17 protein-coding genes are annotated in these 17,177 nt (G+C 70.1%); 6 read left to right on the forward strand and 11 right to left on the reverse strand.

Annotation, left to right across the window (positions count from 1 at the left end):
• The first annotated feature begins 14 nt into the window (after nt 1-14).
• Nucleotides 15-1,151: a DUF7847 domain-containing protein gene (locus tag ACZ4Z5_RS11030; protein WP_468259867.1), complete on the forward strand. Its 1,137-nt coding sequence runs from the start codon at nt 15-17 to the stop codon at nt 1,149-1,151.
• Nucleotides 1,152-1,274: 123 nt separating this feature from the next.
• Here the strand turns inward: ACZ4Z5_RS11030 and ACZ4Z5_RS11035 are convergent, their stop codons facing one another.
• The 8 genes from ACZ4Z5_RS11035 to ACZ4Z5_RS11070 are packed head-to-tail and all read right to left on the reverse strand — an operon-like array spanning nt 1,275 to nt 7,905.
• On the reverse strand, nt 1,275-1,673 hold the full coding sequence (locus tag ACZ4Z5_RS11035) for a metal-sulfur cluster assembly factor (RefSeq protein ID WP_468259870.1): 399 nt from the start codon (nt 1,671-1,673) through the stop codon (nt 1,275-1,277).
• On the reverse strand, nt 1,670-2,134 hold the full coding sequence (gene sufU / locus ACZ4Z5_RS11040) for a Fe-S cluster assembly sulfur transfer protein SufU (protein ID WP_468259872.1): 465 nt from the start codon (nt 2,132-2,134) through the stop codon (nt 1,670-1,672). Before sufU ends, ACZ4Z5_RS11035 begins: the two co-directional genes overlap by 4 nt.
• Nucleotides 2,135-2,148: 14 nt before the next feature.
• The gene (locus ACZ4Z5_RS11045) at nt 2,149-3,405 is read right to left on the reverse strand and encodes a cysteine desulfurase (protein WP_468259875.1); all 1,257 of its coding nucleotides are present in this window, start codon (nt 3,403-3,405) and stop codon (nt 2,149-2,151) included.
• The gene (gene sufC, locus ACZ4Z5_RS11050) at nt 3,402-4,166 is read right to left on the reverse strand and encodes a Fe-S cluster assembly ATPase SufC (protein ID WP_468259878.1); all 765 of its coding nucleotides are present in this window, start codon (nt 4,164-4,166) and stop codon (nt 3,402-3,404) included. The genes ACZ4Z5_RS11045 and sufC overlap by 4 nt, the downstream gene beginning before the upstream one ends.
• Before the next feature lie 7 nt (nt 4,167-4,173).
• Nucleotides 4,174-4,491, reverse strand: a complete 318-nt coding sequence (locus tag ACZ4Z5_RS11055; RefSeq protein WP_468259881.1) for a bifunctional 3-phenylpropionate/cinnamic acid dioxygenase ferredoxin subunit — start codon at nt 4,489-4,491, stop codon at nt 4,174-4,176.
• Entirely contained in the window at nt 4,488-5,672 is a 1,185-nt protein-coding gene (sufD, locus tag ACZ4Z5_RS11060; RefSeq protein WP_468259884.1) for a Fe-S cluster assembly protein SufD, read from the reverse strand. Before sufD ends, ACZ4Z5_RS11055 begins: the two co-directional genes overlap by 4 nt.
• A gap of 59 nt (nt 5,673-5,731) precedes the next feature.
• Nucleotides 5,732-7,147 (reverse strand): Fe-S cluster assembly protein SufB, encoded by a 1,416-nt coding sequence (gene sufB / locus ACZ4Z5_RS11065; protein WP_468259886.1) that lies wholly within the window; start codon nt 7,145-7,147, stop codon nt 5,732-5,734.
• Nucleotides 7,144-7,905, reverse strand: coding sequence for a helix-turn-helix transcriptional regulator (locus ACZ4Z5_RS11070; RefSeq protein WP_468259889.1), 762 nt, complete (start codon nt 7,903-7,905; stop codon nt 7,144-7,146). Before ACZ4Z5_RS11070 ends, sufB begins: the two co-directional genes overlap by 4 nt.
• Before the next feature lie 170 nt (nt 7,906-8,075).
• Here ACZ4Z5_RS11070 and ACZ4Z5_RS11075 point away from each other — a divergent pair, with 170 nt between their 5' ends.
• The 3 genes from ACZ4Z5_RS11075 to ACZ4Z5_RS11085 all read left to right on the forward strand — a co-directional run bounded on the left by ACZ4Z5_RS11075 (nt 8,076) and on the right by ACZ4Z5_RS11085 (nt 10,978).
• Complete coding sequence (locus ACZ4Z5_RS11075; protein WP_468259891.1) at nt 8,076-9,005, forward strand: ABC transporter ATP-binding protein; 930 nt, start codon at nt 8,076-8,078, stop codon at nt 9,003-9,005.
• Between the two features lie 62 nt (nt 9,006-9,067).
• A complete protein-coding gene (locus tag ACZ4Z5_RS11080) occupies nt 9,068-9,784 on the forward strand; it encodes an ABC transporter permease (protein WP_468260490.1) in 717 nt (238 codons plus the stop codon).
• Nucleotides 9,785-9,976: 192 nt separating this feature from the next.
• Complete coding sequence (locus tag ACZ4Z5_RS11085) at nt 9,977-10,978, forward strand: COX15/CtaA family protein (protein ID WP_468259894.1); 1,002 nt, start codon at nt 9,977-9,979, stop codon at nt 10,976-10,978.
• A gap of 62 nt (nt 10,979-11,040) precedes the next feature.
• Here ACZ4Z5_RS11085 and ACZ4Z5_RS11090 read toward each other — a convergent pair whose 3' ends face one another.
• The 3 genes from ACZ4Z5_RS11090 to ACZ4Z5_RS11100 form a co-directional block, all read right to left on the reverse strand.
• Entirely contained in the window at nt 11,041-12,144 is a 1,104-nt protein-coding gene (locus ACZ4Z5_RS11090; protein WP_468259897.1) for an amidohydrolase family protein, read from the reverse strand.
• Nucleotides 12,145-12,265: 121 nt separating this feature from the next.
• A complete protein-coding gene (locus tag ACZ4Z5_RS11095; RefSeq protein ID WP_468259900.1) occupies nt 12,266-12,616 on the reverse strand; it encodes a hypothetical protein in 351 nt (116 codons plus the stop codon).
• A 45-nt stretch (nt 12,617-12,661) separates the two neighbouring features.
• Nucleotides 12,662-13,609 carry a heme o synthase gene (locus tag ACZ4Z5_RS11100; protein ID WP_468259903.1) on the reverse strand — a complete coding sequence of 316 codons (948 nt, stop codon included), beginning with the start codon at nt 13,607-13,609 and terminating at the stop codon, nt 12,662-12,664.
• Nucleotides 13,610-13,945: 336 nt separating this feature from the next.
• Here ACZ4Z5_RS11100 and tkt point away from each other — a divergent pair, with 336 nt between their 5' ends.
• Together tkt and tal are read left to right on the forward strand one after the other, a co-directional pair.
• Entirely contained in the window at nt 13,946-16,021 is a 2,076-nt protein-coding gene (gene tkt, locus ACZ4Z5_RS11105) for a transketolase (protein WP_468259905.1), read from the forward strand.
• 33 nt (nt 16,022-16,054) lie between these two features.
• Nucleotides 16,055-17,173, forward strand: coding sequence for a transaldolase (gene tal, locus ACZ4Z5_RS11110; protein ID WP_468259907.1), 1,119 nt, complete (start codon nt 16,055-16,057; stop codon nt 17,171-17,173).
• The last annotated feature ends 4 nt before the right edge of the window (nt 17,174-17,177 follow it).

Genomic DNA, 17,177 nt, shown 5'->3' on the forward strand with positions numbered 1-17,177 from the left:
AGGTGTCACAGGACATGGGGTGGGGCGGGGGGCCGCAGGGCGGCCAGGATCCGCTGGGCCAGGGCCCGTACGGCGGGGGCCCCTACGGCGGCACGCCCTACGGACCGCCGCCCGGAGCGGTCGGCTGGATGCCGCCGCCGGTACCCAAGCCGGGTGTGATACCCCTGAAGCCGCTGGGTCTCGGCGATCTCCTCGGCGGCGCCTTCGCCACCCTGGGCCGTTACCGGGCGGCGCTGTTCGGCATCACGGCCCTGGCCTACGGCGCGGTGGCCGTGATCGTGACGGCCTTCGGCGTCGGCGGCTTCCTCGCGGTCCAGGAGGACTTCGACGCCCTTTTCAGACACGACGAGGACCACGGGCCGGCCCCGTCTCCCGTTGCAATGCTGCTCGTGCTGATCACGCTGCTCGTGGTGAGCCTGCTCGCCGTCCTGGTGGCGACCGCGCTCATCCAGTCGGCCACGGCCGTGGTGATACAGGAGGCCGTGACCGGCCAGCCCGCGCCCTTCGGCGTCGTATGGCGGCGCGCCTGGTCACGGGTCCCCACACTGATGGGAACCCTGGTGCTGTCCACCCTGGTCACAGCCGTCCCCGTGGTCCTGGTCCTCGGGTTGGTCGTCTGGATCATCGCCACCGCCGCGTCGTCCGGCTCGTCCGACGCCAGACTGAGCCTGTGGCTCCTGCTGGTCCTGGCCGCCTGGCCGGTGTCGCTCTGGCTGTACGTGCGCTTCTCCCTGGCCGCCCCCGCCGCCGTCCTCGAAGGCATCGGCACGATCGCGGCGCTGCGCCGCTCGGCCCAGCTGGTGCGAGGGGCCTGGTGGCGCACCTTCGGCATCCTGGCGCTGGTCCTGATCATGGCCGGGGTGATCGGCTACTTCATCCAGATGCCCTTCACCATGGTCGGCATGTTCGTCAGCCTGCCCGGCATGACCGCGGCCGGCGCCGACCCCACGCCCTCCGAGATCTTCGGGAGCATAGCCCCGTACCTCGTGATGTACGTGGTGGGCGCGCTGATCAGCCAGATCGTGACCGCACTGCTCCCCCAGGCGGCCACGACGCTGCTCTACGTCGACCGCCGCATCCGGACGGAGGACCTGGCGACCGGCCTGGCCCGGGCGGCGGGCATCCCGGCGGGGGCTCCCTACGGGCCCTGAGAGCGCCCCTCCGCGCGGCGCGTCCGGAAGGAATCCCGCGGAGGCCTCCTCCGGAAACGGACAAGCCGATGCCCGCCGGTCGTGGACCGGCGGGCATCGGCCGTACGGCGTGTGCGCGGAGGATCAGACGTTGAAGCCGAGCGCGCGCAACTGCTCACGCCCGTCGTCGGTGATCTTGTCCGGGCCCCACGGCGGCATCCAGACCCAGTTGATCTTCAGCTCGCTGACGATGCCGTCGGTCGCGGACTTGGCCTGGTCCTCGATGACGTCGGTCAGCGGGCAGGCCGCGGACGTCAGCGTCATGTCGAGGGTCGCGACGTTGGAGTCGTCGATGTGGATGCCGTAGATCAGACCGAGGTTGACCACGTCGATGCCCAGCTCGGGGTCGACGACGTCGTACAGCGCCTCGCGGATCTCCTCCTCGGTCGCCGGCGTGGTGGTCGCCGGCGCCGTGGCCTCGGACGAGAAGGTGCTCTCGTCCGGCCACTCCTGCTCCGCCGTGGTCTCGGTGTTCTCGCTCATGCCGTCTCCTTCTCCGCGCTCTCGCCCAGTGCCTGGGCCGTCGCGTCCTTCCACGCCATCCAGCTCAGCAGCGCGCACTTCACACGGGCCGGGTACTTGGAGACGCCGGCGAACGCCACCGCGTCCTCCAGCACCTCCTCCATGGCGTCGTCGGGCTCGATCCTGCCCTTGGACTGCATCAGTTCCAGGAACACGCCCTGGATCTTCTGTGCCTCGGCGAGCTCCTTGCCGACCAGCAGCTCGTTCAGCACGGAGGCCGACGCCTGGCTGATGGAACAGCCCTGGCCCTCGTACGACACATCGGCGATGCGCAGTCCGTCGTACTTCACGCGGAGCGTGATCTCGTCACCGCAGGTGGGGTTGACGTGGTGTACCTCGGCGTCGCCGTCCCGCAAGCCCCGCCCGTGCGGGTGCTTGTAGTGGTCCAGGATGACGTCCTGGTACATCGAATCCAGCTTCACGCTTCGTCAGCCCCTCATCCGAAGAAGTTACGGACGTGCTCCAGGCCGTCGATCAGTGCGTCGACCTCGGCCGGTGTGGAGTACAGATAGAACGACGCTCGCGTGGTGGCAGGAATTCCGTACCGCAGGCAGACCGGCCGAGCGCAGTGGTGACCCACCCGGACCGCTATGCCCTGCTCGTCGAGGACCTGGCCGACGTCGTGCGGGTGGATGTCGCCGAGGGTGAAGGAGATCGCGGCGCCGCGGTCCTCCGCCGTGCTCGGGCCGATGATCCGCAGGTCGGGGACCTCCTGCAGCCGGCGCACGGCGTACTCGGTGAGCGCGTGCTCGTGCTGCGCGATCCGGTCCATGCCGATCGACGTCAGGTAGTCCACCGCCGCACCGAGGCCGACGGCCTGGGCGATCGGGGGCGTACCGGCCTCGAACTTGTGGGGCGCCGGGGCGTACGTCGAGGAGTGCATCGAGACGGTCTCGATCATCTCGCCGCCGCCCAGGAACGGCGGAAGGTCCTCCAGCAGCTCCTGACGGCCCCAGAGCACGCCGATGCCCGTCGGACCGCACATCTTGTGGCCGGTGAAGGCCACGAAGTCGGCGCCCAGCGCCTGCACGTCCAGCGGCATGTGCGGGGCGGCCTGCGAGGCATCGATCAGCACCAGCGCACCGACCTCCTGGGCCCGGCGGACGATCGCGTCGACCGGGTTGAGGGTGCCCAGGATGTTGGACACGAGCACAAAGGAGACGACCTTCGTCTTCTCGGTGATGATCTCGTCGATGTTGGAGAGGTCGAGCCGGCCGTCGTCGGTCAGCCCGAACCACTTCAGCTTCGCTCCGGTGCGCTGCGCGAGCAGCTGCCACGGCACGATGTTGGAGTGGTGCTCCATCTCCGTGATGACGATCTCGGTCTCGTGGTCCACCCGGTAGGGCTCGTCGGCCCAGCCCAGCATGTTCGCGACGAGGTTGAGCGACTCCGAGGCGTTCTTGGTGAAGATCACCTCGTCGCGGCTCGGGGCGTTGATGAAGGCGGCGACCTTGTCACGAGCGCCTTCGTACAGCGCCGTGGCCTCCTCGGCGAGGACGTGCACGCCACGGTGGACGTTGGCGTTGTGCTGCTCGTAGTACTCGTTCAGCACGTCGATGACCTGGCGCGGGGTCTGCGAGGTCGCCGCGTTGTCCAGGTAGACGAGCTTCTTCCCGTCGTGCAGGACGCGGTCCAGGATCGGGAAGTCCTTGCGGAGCGCCTCTGTGTCCAGGAGGCCCGGCAGAATCGTCACGCTGTTGCGCCACCCTTCACGTACGCCTCGTAGCCCTCGGCCTCCAGCTTGTCCGCGAGCTCGGGGCCGCCGGACTCGGCGATCCGGCCGTTCGCGAACACGTGCACGCGGTCGGGCTTGATGTAGCGCAGAATGCGCGTGTAGTGCGTGATCAGCAGGGTGCCGACCTCGCCGGTCTCGCGGACGCGGTTGACGCCCTCGGAGACGATGCGGAGCGCGTCGACGTCGAGGCCCGAGTCGGTCTCGTCGAGGATCGCGACCTTCGGCTTGAGCAGCTCCAGCTGCAGGATCTCGTGCCGCTTCTTCTCACCGCCGGAGAAGCCCTCGTTCACATTGCGCTCGGCGAAGGCGGGGTCCATCTGGAGACGCTCCATGGCCTCCTTGACCTCCTTCACCCAGGTGCGCAGCTTCGGGGCCTCGCCGCGGATGGCGGTGGCGGAGGTGCGCAGGAAGTTGGAGACCGAGACACCCGGGACCTCGACCGGGTACTGCATGGCCAGGAAGACACCGGCGCGGGCGCGCTCGTCGACGGACATCTCCAGGACGTCCTCTCCGTCGAGGAGGACGGTGCCGCCGGTGACCGTGTACTTGGGGTGACCCGCGAGCGAGTACGCGAGCGTCGACTTGCCGGAGCCGTTGGGGCCCATGATGGCGTGGGTCTCGCCCTGCTTCACGGTCAGGTCGACGCCCTTGAGGATCTCCCGGGGGCCGTTCTCGGCCTCGACGGAGACGTGCAGGTCGCGGATTTCAAGCGTTGCCATGGGTGACTCAGGACTCCTGGGTGACGGAGACGAGCACATCGTCCCCTTCGATCTTTACGGGGTACACGGGGACGGGGCGCGTCGCGGGAAGACCGGACGGCTTGCCGGTGCGGAGGTCGAAGCTGGAGCCGTGCAGCCAGCACTCGATGGCGCAGTCCTCCACCTCGCCCTCGGACAGCGAGACGTTCGCGTGCGAGCAGATGTCGTTGATCGCGAACACCTCGCCCTCGGTGCGGACGATCGAGATCGGCGTGCCGTCGAGTTCCACCCGCTTCGGGGTGTCCTCCTCCAGCTCGCTCAACCCGCAGACACGGACAAAGGTCATGCGACCGACGCCTCCAGCTCTTCCTCGATCTTGGCGATGAGGCGTTCCTCGACGTCCTTCAGCCCGATCTGCTGGACCAGCTCGGCGAAGAAGCCGCGGACCACGAGGCGGCGGGCCTCGTACTCGGGGATGCCACGGGCCATCAGGTAGAAGAGCTGCTCGTCGTCGAACCGGCCGGTCGCGGAGGCGTGGCCGGCGCCGACGATCTCACCCGTCTCGATCTCCAGGTTCGGCACCGAGTCGACCCGGGCGCCGTCCGTGAGGACGAGGTTCCGGTTGAGCTCGTAGGTGTCGGTGCCCTCGGCGGCCGCCTCGATCAGGACGTCGCCGATCCACACGGCGTGCGCGTCCTGGCCCTGGAGTGCGCCCTTGTAGGCAACGTTGGAGCGGCAGTGCGGGGTGTTGTGGTCGACCAGCAGGCGGTGCTCCTGGTGCTGGCCCTCGTCGGTGAAGTAGAGGCCGAACAGCTCGGCCTCGCCGCCGGTGCCCGCGTAGCTCACCCGCGGGTGCAGCCGGACCAGGTCGCCGCCGAAGGTGACCACGATCGACTTGAAAGAGGCGTCCCGGCCGACCAGCGCGTTGTGCTGGGCGACGTGGACGGCCTTCTCGTCCCAGTCCTGGACCGAGACGACGGTCAGCTTGGCGCCGTCACCGAGGAGGTAGTCGACGTTGGCGGCGAGGACCGCGTCACCGGTGTGGTCGATGACCACGACGGCCTCGGCGAACGCGCCGAGCTCGATCACCTGGTGGCCGAAGGCGGTGCCGCCCTCGCCGTGGACCGAGATCCGGATCGGCTCGGTGAGCACGGTCTCCTTGGCGACGGTGACGACCGAGGCCTTCTCGAAGGAGGAGTACGCCTGGGCGGCGACCCGGTCGACGGGGGTGCCGGCCCTGCCGAGCCGCGCGTCGTCGCGGCCGACGGCCTCGACGGTGACGCCGTCGGGCGCGGTCACCTCGACGCGCACGCCCTCCCCGGACGCAACGGCGGTGCCGTCGTGCAGCCCGCGGAGGCGCTCCAGCGGCGTGAACCGCCACTCCTCCTCACGGCCGTGGGGGACGGGGAAGTCCGCCACGTCGAAGGACGGGGGAGCGCTCATACGGGTGGCGACGGTGGACTCGGCGGCCACCGCGATCGCGCCGGCGGTGGTGGAACCCGCCGGAATCTTCTGAGCCTCGGCCATGGCTGTCGTCTTGCTCTCTTCCTACGTCGGAAATCAGTGGCTGCGTACGGGGGCGGGCGTCAGCCGACCGCGCCTTCCATCTGCAGCTCGATCAGCCGGTTGAGCTCCAGGGCGTACTCCATCGGGAGCTCCTTGGCGATCGGCTCGACGAAACCGCGCACGATCATCGCCATCGCCTCGTCCTCGGACAGACCACGGCTCATCAGGTAGAAGAGCTGGTCCTCGGAGACCTTGGAGACGGTCGCCTCGTGCCCCATGGAGACGTCGTCCTCGCGGACGTCGACGTACGGGTACGTGTCGGAGCGCGAGATGGTGTCGACCAGCAGCGCGTCGCAGAGCACGTTGGACTTCGAACCGGCGGCGCCCTCGCCGATCTCGATCAGGCCGCGGTACGAGGTGCGGCCGCCGCCTCGCGCCACCGACTTGGAGACGATGTTCGAGGAGGTGTTGGGGGCCATGTGGACCATCTTGGCGCCGGCGTCCTGGTGCTGGCCCTCGCCCGCGAAGGCGATGGACAGCGTCTCGCCCTTGGCGTGCTCGCCCATCAGGTAGACGGCCGGGTACTTCATGGTCACCTTGGAGCCGATGTTGCCGTCGACCCACTCCATGGTCGCGCCCTCGTAGGCAACGGCACGCTTGGTGACCAGGTTGTAGACGTTGTTCGACCAGTTCTGGATGGTCGTGTAGCGGCAGCGGGCGCCCTTCTTGACGATGATCTCGACGACGGCGCTGTGCAGCGAGTCCGACTTGTAGATCGGGGCGGTGCAGCCCTCGACGTAGTGGACGTAGGCGTCCTCGTCGACGATGATCAGCGTCCGCTCGAACTGGCCCATGTTCTCCGTGTTGATACGGAAGTAGGCCTGGAGCGGGATCTCGACGTGCACGCCCTTCGGCACGTAGATGAACGATCCGCCGGACCACACGGCGGTGTTCAGCGCGGCGAACTTGTTGTCACCGGCCGGGATCACCGTGCCGAAGTACTCCTGGAAGAGCTCCGGGTGCTCCTTCAGCGCGGTGTCGGTGTCCAGGAAGATGACGCCCTGCTGCTCCAGGTCCTCGCGGATCTGGTGGTAGACGACCTCGGACTCGTACTGGGCGGCGACACCGGCGACGAGGCGCTGCTTCTCCGCCTCGGGGATGCCGAGCTTGTCGTACGTGTTCTTGATGTCCTCCGGCAGGTCCTCCCAGCTCTCGGCCTGCTTCTCGGTGGACCGCACGAAGTACTTGATGTTGTCGAAGTCGATGCCGGAGAGGTCGGAGCCCCAGTTCGGCATGGGCTTCTTGTCGAACAGCTTCAGGCCCTTGAGGCGGAGCTTCAGCATCCAGTCCGGCTCGGACTTCTTCCCGGAGATGTCCCGCACGACCTCATCGGAGAGGCCGCGCCGGGCCGCGGCGCCGGCCGCGTCGGAGTCGGCCCAGCCGTACTCGTACCGACCCAGGCCCTCGAGCTCAGGGTGGGTGATCTCGGTGGTCATGCGGGGTTCCTCCCGGCCGTACTTGCAGATGCTGTGTGGGTGGTCTTTGCTGCGCCAGACGGGTGGTCTGCGCTGCGCGGGATGAACGTCGTGCACACCCCGTCGCCGTGGGCGATGGTGGCCAGACGTTGCACATGCGTGCCGAGCAGGCGGGAGAAGACCTCGGTCTCCGCCTCGCACAGCTGCGGGAACTGCTCGGCGACATGGGCGACCGGGCAGTGGTGCTGGCAGAGCTGCTCGCCCTGCTGCGGATTGGGCGCACTACGGGCCGTAGCAGCGTACCCGTCGACGCTCAGGGCCTTCGCAAGGGCCTCGGTCCGCCGTTCGGGTGACGCGGCGTCCACCGCCTCGCGGTAGGCCGCGGCCTGCGCCTCCAGCCGCTCGCGGGCGAACCGTGCGACGGCCGCCTCTCCCCCGGCGTGCCGCGCGATCCAGCGCAGCGCGTCGGCGGCGAGCATGTCGTACGACTGGTCGAAGGCGTCCCGGCCGCAGTCGGTGAGGGCGAACGCCTTGGCCGGGCGTCCGCGCCCGCGCGAACCGTAGACGCGCTGCTCACGGGGCTCGACGACGTTCTCCTGGACCAGTGCGTCGAGGTGCCGGCGGACCGCGGCCTGGGTCAGGCCGAGTCGCTTGGCGAGATCCGCGACGGTCGACGGCCCGTGATCCAGGATGGACCGCGCGACCCGGTTGCGGGTGGACCGCTCCCCGGTCGCGAGCTCCTCCTGGGGGGCGTCCCCGACAGCCTCGCGGTTTTTCACAACGTCATTGTTGCGTAATTCGTTCGGACGTGACAACCCACGTCCGGACCGGCCACGGTGCCCTTCATCACTTAGGTAAACCTAAGCTGACCTGCGGAAACGATCACGGTGGAGGCCCGGTCCATGGGCCTGCCCACCACCCGGCCGGCGCACCTTCGTAGACTTCCGGCATGCGAGAAGAGCCCGCGGTCGAAGTGCTCGGCCTGGTCAAGCGGTACGGGGACAAAACCGCGGTCAACGGCCTCGACCTCACCGTGCGCGCCGGCACGGTCACCGCCGTCCTCGGCCCCAACGGCGCCGGCAAGACCACCACGGTCGAGACCTGCGAGGGGTACCGCAGCCCGGACGCAGGCACCGTCCGCGTCCTCGGGCTCGACCCCGTCGCCGACGCGGCGCGGCTGCGGCCCCGTATCGGCGTGATGCTCCAGTCGGGCGGTGTGTACGCGGGCGCCCGGGCCGTCGAGATGCTGCGCCACATGGCGAAACTGCACGCCCACCCGCTGGACGTCGACGCCCTGGTCGAACGCCTCGGCCTCGGCGGCTGCGGCCGCACCGCCTACCGCCGGCTCTCCGGGGGCCAGCAACAGCGTCTCGCGCTCGCCATGGCCGTGGTCGGCCGCCCCGAGCTGGTCTTCCTCGACGAGCCGACCGCCGGACTCGACCCGCAGGCCCGCCGCTCCACCTGGGACCTGGTGCGCGAGCTGCGCGGCGACGGGGTGGGCGTGGTGCTCACCACCCACTTCATGGACGAGGCCGAGCAGCTCGCCGACGACGTCGCGATCATCGACGCGGGCCGGGTCGTCGCCCAGGGCAGCCCCGAGGAGCTGTGCCGCGGCGGCGCCGAGAACACCCTGCGCTTCACCGGGCGCCCCGGCCTCGACCTGGCCTCCCTGCTCAAGGCGCTCCCGGACGGCTGCGCCGCCGCGGAGCCGGTCCCCGGCGGCTACCGGATCGCCGCGAGCGTCGTCGACCCCCAGCTGCTGGCCACCGTCACCTCCTGGTGCGCCCAGCACGGCGTGATGCCGAGCAGCATCTCCGTCGAGCGGCACACCCTGGAGGACGTGTTCCTGGAACTGACGGGCAAGGAGCTGCGGTCGTGACCACCACAAGCACGGGCACCGGGACGTACGCGCCGAAGCCGGGCGCCGCGCCGGTCGGGCGGATGATCGCCGCCCAGGCCGCGCTGGAGACCCGGATGCTGCTCCGCAACGGCGAGCAGCTGTTGCTGACGGTCGTCATCCCGACGCTTCTGCTGGTGCTGTTCTCCACCGTCGACATCGTCGACACCGGCGAGGGCAGGGCGGTCGACTTCCTCGCCCCGGGTGTCCTGGCACTGGCCGTGATGTCCACGGCGTTCACCGGACAGGCCATCGCGACCGGCTTCGAGCGGCGGTACGGCGTACTGAAGCGGCTCGGGGCCTCACCGCTCCCCCGCTGGGCGCTGATGACCGCGAAGACCCTGTCGGTGCTGGTCACCGAAGGGTTGCAGATCGTGCTGCTGACGGTCATCGCGTTCGCCCTGGGCTGGTCGCCGCACGGGAACCCGCTCACGGTGCTGCTCCTGCTGGTGCTGGGCACCGCCGCGTTCTCCGGGCTGGGACTGCTGATGGCCGGCACGCTCCGCGCGGAGGCGACGCTGGCCGCCGCCAACCTCGTCTTCCTGCTGCTGCTCGTGGGCGGCGGGGTGATCGTCCCGCTGGACAGGTTCCCCGGGGCCGTGCAGTCGCTGCTGGGCCTGCTGCCGATCTCGGCGCTGTCGGAGGGCCTGCGGGAGGTGCTCCAGCAGGGCGCGTCCGTGCCGTGGACCGAGCTGGGCGTCCTCGCGGTGTGGGCGGTGCTGGGGCTGGGCGCGGCGGCCCGGCTGTTCCGCTGGGAGTAGCGGCGCGGGAAGGCGCGGGGTTCTCAGCACCTCCGGAGGCTCCGGAACCTTGAAGGCCCCGGCAGCTCGTGGGACCGGCAGCTCTTCGGCTCCAGCTGCTCGTCGGCCCTGGCAGCTCGCCGGCCCCGGCAGCTCGTCGGACCCGACATCCGTCCGGACACCCATATCCAGACATAGGACCCGCGTGAATCCTTGCACAAGCGGCCGCCTACCATAGGGCGCGTGTTGACCCCCCTCGCGTATATCGCCCAGCGCTGGACGCCGTCCCCCCGTACGGTCCGGCGGGCCGCGCTCGCCGCGCTCGTGATGAGCGTGGTCATCGTCGTCACCGGCGGCGCGGTGCGGCTGACCGGTTCCGGGCTCGGCTGCGACACCTGGCCCAAGTGCACCGACGACAGTCTGTTCGCAACGCCCGAGCAGGGCGTCCACGGCGCGATCGAGTTCGGCAACCGCATGCTGACGTACGTCCTGTGCGCGGCGGTCGGCTGGGCGATCACCGCGGCGCGGGCGACGAAGCCCTGGCGGCGCGGGCTGACCCGGCTGGGCTGGCTGCAGTTCTGGATCGTGATGGGCAACGCCGTGCTCGGCGGCATCACCGTGTGGGCGGGCCTCAACCCGTGGACGGTGGCCGGTCACTTCCTGCTCGCCACCTCCCTGATCACGGTCACCACGATCACCTGGCACCGCGCGGGCGAGGGCGACGCGGCAGCCCGGCCGAGGGTCCCCCGCCCGGTGCGGAAGCTGTCCTGGGCGCTGATCGCGACCACGCTGGCGGTGATCGTGCTGGGCACGGGCGTCACGGGCTCGGGCCCGCACGCCGGTGACAGCAGCGAGGTGCCCCGGATGGGCTTCGACTGGGAGACCGCGGCGCATGTGCACGCGATCGGCGCGTGGGTCGTCTGCGCGCTCGGGGTGGCGATGTTCCTGGCGCTGCGGATCGTGGACGCGCCGGACGACACCCGGGCGCGGGCCAGGGACCTGCTGCTCGTGCTCCTGGCCCAGGGGGTCGTGGGCTACGTCCAGTACTTCACCAAGCTGCCCGAGATGCTGGTCGCCGCGCACATGCTGGGCTCCTGCCTGCTGTGGATCGCGGTGCTGCGCGTGGCGCTGAGCCTGCGGGAGCGTGCGGACGACACCGCCGCACCCGTGACGGCACGGCCGGACACGGCGCTGACGGCCGCGCAGGCCGCGTAGAAACGGTGCCCACCGGGCACGGGACGCGGCCTGCCCGGCCCGTGCCGGCCCGTAGGTCCATGTCACTCCAGCCCGTAGACCCTGCGGGCGTTCCCCGCGGCGATCATGCCCGCGACCCGTTCCGCGTCAGCCCGGGCCCAGGCGCCCTCCTCGACCCAGCCGCCCAGGACCCGGCCGAGCGCTTCGCCGAACAGCCGGGCGCCGACCACATGGAGCTCCGGTAGTGCGGCGGCACCGCTGGAGAACAGCAGCTTGCCGAACGGCGCCAGTTCCAGGAGCTCGGCGAGGACGGCCGATGCCCGCGCGCCGGTCCGGGCGAGGGCAGGGCCGAGGTCCGTGTACACATGGGGGAAGGCGCCGGCCAGGTGCGCGGCCTGCCGGTGGTACGGATAGCCGTGCAGCAGGACGAGGGTGCCGAGCCCGGCCGTGGCGGCGGCGAAGTCGGTGAGCAGCGCCGGATCGGTGCGGTCGAGGCGCGGATACGCTCCGGTGGCTCCGGCGTGGAGCTGCAGCGGCCGTCCGGTGGCGAGCGCACTCCACAGCAAATGGCGCAGCAGCACCGGGTCGGTCAGCCGGTCCCCGGCGCGGCGGCCCGCCAGCCAGCGCCCGGCGGCGCCGCGCACCTCCCCCGGTCCGGGTGGTTCGGGAGCGAGGGCGAGGCCGTGGCGGGCCGCGGCGACGGAGGTGAAGGCGACCGCGGAGGCCGTTGCGGCGTGCACCGCCCCGGCAAGGTGGGCGAGGAAGGCCTCGACGGTGCCGGAGGTGTCCGCGATCTCCTCGGCGAGCGGTTCGAGACGGACGATCTCATGGGCCTGCGCCCCTCCGGCCACGGCGAGTTCGCCAGGGCCGGTGAGATCGCCGCGCAGCCCGGTGTCGACCAGATAGGTGGCGACGCCGGTGCCCCGCAGCAGTCGCCGGGCGGCTTCGGCGGCCCCGAGCTCCCGCCGGCGGGCGAGGTAGCGGGCGGGAGGGCAGTGGGGTTCCAGACCGAGCAGCGGAGGGCACCAGCGGCGCACGGCGAAGCCGGCCTGGGTGTCGAAGAAGGTGGTCCCGGGGGCGGGCGGTCCCCCGGTCCTGCCCAGCTGCGTCTCGAAGGTGCCCAGGCCCAGTTCGGTGCGGAGCACCCCGTGGCAGTACTGGTCCACCAGGGGCGGGGTCTCGATCATCCGGGGCTCCCAGGAGTGGACGTGCGTCCACCCCTCCTGACGGGGATGGACGTGCTTCCACCCCTCCTAACGGGTGTGCCCCGCGTCAGGTGTTGCTCGGGATGCGCCGGGTGCGGCGGCGTCAGCCGTTGGAGGGCCCGCCGATCTGGATTCCCGCCATGCGGGTCCACTCGTAGCGGCCGGTGCGCACCTTCGCGGCGAACTCGCCGTCGAAGGACTCGTGCACGGTGATACCGGCCTTCTCCACGGCGCTCTGTGCGACGGCGAAGGAGGGGGCCACCAGGTCGCCCCAGCCGCCGTCCTCGCCGACGAGCACGATCCGGGCGCCCAGCTGGCCGATATACGCGACCTGGCCCTCGGCACCGCCGTGCTTCTTGGCGAAGGCGTCGATCCGACGGGCGAGCTTCTCCGCCCGGCGCTCCGCCTTGGCCGCCTGCTTCTGGTCCTGCTCGTCAACCTGCGTGTCTGCCATGAAAAAGATGCTACTCGCGGGTAGCGAGGGTGACCAGCGTGAGCTTCAGCGCAGGAAGGGGTCGACCGCGACGGCCACGAACAGCAGCGAGACATAGGTGATGGACCAGTGGAACAGCCGCATCTCCTTGAGCTTGCCGCCGGTCACCCCGGCCTTCGCGCGGGCCTGAAGGGCGTGCGCCTCCCACAGCCACCATCCGCCGGTCACCAGCGCGACCGCGGTGTAGAACCAGCCGGTGTAGCCGAGCGGCGTCAGCAGCAGCGAGACCGCGACCATGATCCAGCTGTAGACGACGATCTGACGGGCCACGACCCTGTTGGAGGCGATCACCGGGAGCATCGGAACGCCGACCCGCGCGTAGTCCTCCTTGACCTTCATCGACAGCGGCCAGTAGTGCGGCGGCGTCCAGAAGAAGATGACGAGGAAGAGGACGACGGCCGCCCAGGACACCGAGTCGGTGACGGCCGACCAGCCGATCAGCACGGGCATGCAGCCCGCGATGCCGCCCCAGACGATGTTCTGCGCGGTACGGCGCTTGAGGATCATCGTGTAGACGACGACGTAGAAGAGGAGCGCACCTAGCGACAGGGCCGCGGACAGCCAGTTGACGAGGAGCCCGAACCAGAGGGTGGAGACCACGGCCAGGGTGAGGCCGAAGACCAGGCCCTCGCGCGGCGAGACCATACCGGTGACCAGCGGGCGCTGTGCGGTGCGGTCCATCAGGGCGTCGATGTCCCTGTCGATGTACATGTTCAGCGCGTTCGCGCCGCCCGCGGAGAGGTACCCGCCGATACAGGTGGCGAGCACCAGCCAGAGGTCGGGAACACCCTGCTCGGCGAGGAACATGACCGGGATCGTGGTGATCAGCAGCAGTTCGATGATCCGCGGCTTGGTCAGTGCCACGAAAGCCTTGACCCTGGCCCCGAACGGCCGATGGCCCCCCGGGCTCGGAGTCAAGGCGACCCCCGCGGGTCGGGACTCGACGGCCGTCACGCACACCCCTGACAGAGAAATCCCAGCAAGCGCCGGCGGTGGGACCCGGCGAACCTTGCGCGTACCACGCCACTCTAGACGTTGGCCGCACACCGATCTTCGCGGGGGTGGGTCGTGTTGAGCGCTCCGGCCGCGGCATGCGTATTGAGCGACGCGCGGCTCGGATGACGCACGGCGACGGGAGGCGAAGTCGGACGTCTCCCGGCACGCTGGCTGTGTCGGATAGAGAGACGTGCACTCGAAAGGATGCCCGTAGCTGCGAGGGTAGGCTCGACAGCGCCCGGTACACCCTCAGTCACCGGGACCCGAACATGTGGAGAGGAGCCCTGAACAAGGGTGAGCACCAAGCCGACCACCACAGACCTCGAGTGGACCGCATTGGACCAGCGGGCCGTGGACACCGTCCGCGTTCTGGCCGCTGACGCCGTACAGAAGGTCGGCAACGGCCATCCGGGTACGGCGATGAGCCTGGCCCCCGCCGCGTACGTGCTGTTCCAGAAGCTGATGCGGCACGACCCCTCCGACGCGCAGTGGACCGGCCGTGACCGGTTCGTCCTGTCGGCGGGCCACTCCAGCCTGACCCTGTACATCCAGCTGTACCTCGCCGGGTACGGCCTGGAGCTCGACGACCTGAAGTCCTTCCGTACGTGGGGCTCGAAGACGCCGGGTCACCCGGAGTACGGCCACACGGTCGGCGTCGAGACGACGACCGGTCCGCTGGGCCAGGGTGTCGCCAACGCGGTGGGCATGGCGATGGCCGCCCGCTACGAGCGCGGTCTGTACGACCCGGAGGCCGCCCTCGGCACGTCCCCGTTCGACCACACGATCTTCGCGATCGCCGGTGACGGCTGCCTGCAGGAGGGTGTCTCCGCGGAGGCGTCCTCGCTGGCCGGCCACCAGAAGCTCGGCAACCTGGTCCTGCTGTGGGACGACAACCACATCTCGATCGAGGGCGACACCGAGACCGCCATCTCCGAGGACACCATCAAGCGCTACGAGGCGTACGGCTGGCACGTCCAGCGCGTCGAGCAGCTGCCCAACGGCGACCTCGACCCGGCGGGCCTCTACCGCGCCCTGAAGGCGGCCAAGGAGGAGACCGAGCGTCCGTCCTTCATCGCGGCCCGTTCGATCATCGCCTGGCCGGCGCCGCACGCGCAGAACACCGAGGCCGCGCACGGCTCGGCGCTCGGCGACGACGAGGTCGCCGCGACCAAGCGCGTCCTCGGCTTCGACCCGGAGCAGAGCTTCGAGGTCTCCGACGAGGTCATCACGCACACCCGGTCCGCCCTGGAGCGGGGCCGCGAGGCCCGTACCGAGTGGGAGAAGGCGTTCGCCGACTGGCGCACCGCCAACCCGGAGCGCGCCGCACTGTTCGACCGGGTCCGCGCGGGCGAACTGCCCGAGGGCTGGGAGGAGAAGCTCCCCGTCTTCGAGACCGGCAAGGGTGTCGCCACCCGTGCCGCGTCCGGCAAGGTGCTGCAGGCACTGGGCCCGGTCATCCCCGAGCTGTGGGGCGGCTCCGCCGACCTCGCCGGCTCGAACAACACCACCATCGACCCGTCCTCGTCGTTCCTCCCGGCGGACAACCCGCTGCCGGAGGCCCAGCCGTACGGCCGCACGGTGCACTTCGGCATCCGTGAGCACGCGATGGGCTCGACGATGAACGGCATCGCGCTGCACGGCAACACCCGTGTCTACGGCGGCACCTTCCTGGTGTTCTCCGACTACATGCGTCCGGCCGTGCGACTGGCCGCGCTGATGCAGGTGCCGGTGACGTACGTGTGGACGCACGACTCCATCGGTCTGGGCGAGGACGGCCCGACGCACCAGCCGGTCGAACACCTGGCCTCGCTGCGCGCCATCCCCGGACTGAACATCGTCCGGCCGGCCGACGCCAACGAGACCTCCATCGCCTGGCGTGAGATCCTCAAGCGCCACGACAAGAAGGCCCCGCACGGTCTGGCCCTCACCCGCCAGGGCGTTCCCACCTACGAGTGGAACGAGGACGCCGCGCGCGGCGGTTACGTGCTGCGCGAGGCCGAGGGCGGCGAGCCCCAGGTGATCATCATCGGCACCGGCTCCGAGGTGCACCTCGCCGTGGCCGCGCGCGAGGAGCTCCAGGCGGCGGGCGTTCCGACGCGGGTCGTGTCGATGCCGTCGGTCGAGTGGTTCGAGGAGCAGGACCAGGAGTACCGCGACTCGGTGCTGCCGCCGGCCGTGAAGGCGCGGGTGGCGGTCGAGGCCGGCATCGGGCTGACCTGGTACCGGTACGTCGGCGAGGCCGGACGCATCGTGTCGCTGGAGCACTTCGGCGCCTCCGCCGACGGCAAGGTCCTCTTCCGCGAGTTCGGCTTCACCCCCGAAGCGGTGGCCGCCGCCGCCCGGGAATCGATCGCCGCCGCCGCGCGCTGACGCCGGTAACGACTAGTAGGAGATGCAATTCTCATGACAGACGCACTCAAGCGCCTCTCCGACGAAGGCGTCGCGATCTGGCTGGACGACCTCTCGCGCAAGCGGATCACGTCCGGCAACCTGGCCGAGCTGATCGACCAGCAGCACGTGGTCGGTGTCACCACCAACCCGTCGATCTTCCAGAAGGCGATCTCGCACGGTGACGGGTACGAGCCCCAGCTCGCCGACCTCGCCGCCCGCAAGGTGACCGTCGACGAGGCCATTCGCATGATCACGACGGCGGACGTGAGGGACGCCGCCGACATCCTGCGTCCGGTCTTCGACGCCACCGGCGGACAGGACGGCCGGGTCTCGATCGAGGTCGACCCGCGCCTCGCCCACGAGACCCGGGCGACGATCGCCGAGGCCAAGCAGCTCGCCTGGCTGGTCGACCGGCCCAACACGCTGATCAAGATCCCGGCCACCAAGGCGGGTCTTCCGGCGATCACCGAGGTCATCGGCCTCGGCATCAGCGTCAACGTCACGCTGATCTTCTCGCTGGAGCGCTACCGCGAGGTCATGGACGCCTACCTGGCCGGTCTGGAGAAGGCCCAGGAGCGCGGACTGGACCTGTCGAAGATCCATTCGGTGGCGTCGTTCTTCGTGTCCCGCGTGGACACCGAGATCGACAAGCGTCTCGACGCGCTGGGCACGCCCGAGGCCAAGGAGCTGCGCGGCAAGGCCGCACTGGCCAACGCCCGTCTCGCCTACCAGGCGTACGAGGAGGTGTTCGGCAGCGAGCGCTGGGCGGCCCTGGACAAGGACCGGGCCAACAAGCAGCGTCCGCTGTGGGCCTCGACCGGTGTCAAGGACCCGGCGTACAAGGACACCCTGTACGTGGACGACCTGGTGGCCCCGGGCACGGTGAACACCATGCCCGAGGCGACGCTCGAGGCCGTCGCCGACCACGGCGGGATCATCGGCAACACGATCGCGGGCACGTACGAGCAGGCCCGTGCCGAGCTCGACGCGGTCGAGAAGCTGGGCATCTCCTACGACGACGTCGTGCAGCTGCTGGAGGACGAGGGCGTCGAGAAGTTCGAGGCGTCGTGGAACGAGCTGCTGAAGTCGACGGAGGCGGAGCTCGAGCGCCTCGCTCCCTCGGAGGGCTGAACTC

This window comes from Streptomyces sp. NPDC030222, assembly GCF_055573115.1.